Below are 651 nucleotides of genomic sequence, written 5' to 3' on the forward strand. Positions count from 1 at the left end.
GCCTACCTGTAGCCTCCCGCACGTCCCGTTCCCGTCGCAAGGCTGCTTTTCATGAAAATCCGATATTCGAGCGCCTTTGTGGTGCTGATCGCGCTGGCGGGGTGCGCGAAGCAGGCGCCGTCGAACGAGGCGCAGCCCGATCCACAGACCACCGCCGCGGACGAGACAACGCTCGATGCGACGCCGCCGTCGATCGCCGCGGATGCGCTCAAGGCGGCGGCGTCGGATTCGGCGGTCAAGGATTTCTACGCCAAGGTCGGGTGGCACGGTCTGTGGTCCGATGCCGCCACCGCCGCGCTCGACCAGACGATCGGTTCGCGCGTGCTCAACGGGCTCGACCGGATCGATTTCGGCAAGGTCGATGCCTCGATGAGCCCCGCGCAGCGCGATGTGGCGCGGACCAAGGCGGCGCTGGGCTACGCCTCGGCGCTGGCGGGCGGCGCGGTCGATCCGACCACGCTCCATGAGGTATATACGATCCGCGCCGCCAAGACCGACGTGGCGGCTGGTCTTCAGCAGGCGCTGCAACAGAACCAAGTAGCACAGTATTTCGCGGGTCTCGCGCCACAGGATGACGATTATCGGCGGCTGGCGAAGGCGTATGTCGGCTACAGCCGCGCCGCCGCGCAGGCCAAGACGCCGACGATCGCC

The 651-nt window shown here is 67.4% G+C and carries 1 protein-coding gene; it reads left to right on the forward strand.

Annotated elements, in window-relative coordinates; all coding sequences use genetic code 11:
* Positions 1–51 precede the first annotated feature (51 nt).
* Positions 52–651, forward strand: a 600-nt coding sequence (locus tag EAH89_RS31050; protein ID WP_206667744.1) for a L,D-transpeptidase scaffold domain-containing protein, incomplete at its 3' end; no start/stop codon positions are given.

The sequence above is a fragment of the Muricoccus nepalensis genome, from assembly GCF_006438825.1.
GTDB lineage: Bacteria > Pseudomonadota > Alphaproteobacteria > Acetobacterales > Acetobacteraceae > Roseomonas > Roseomonas nepalensis.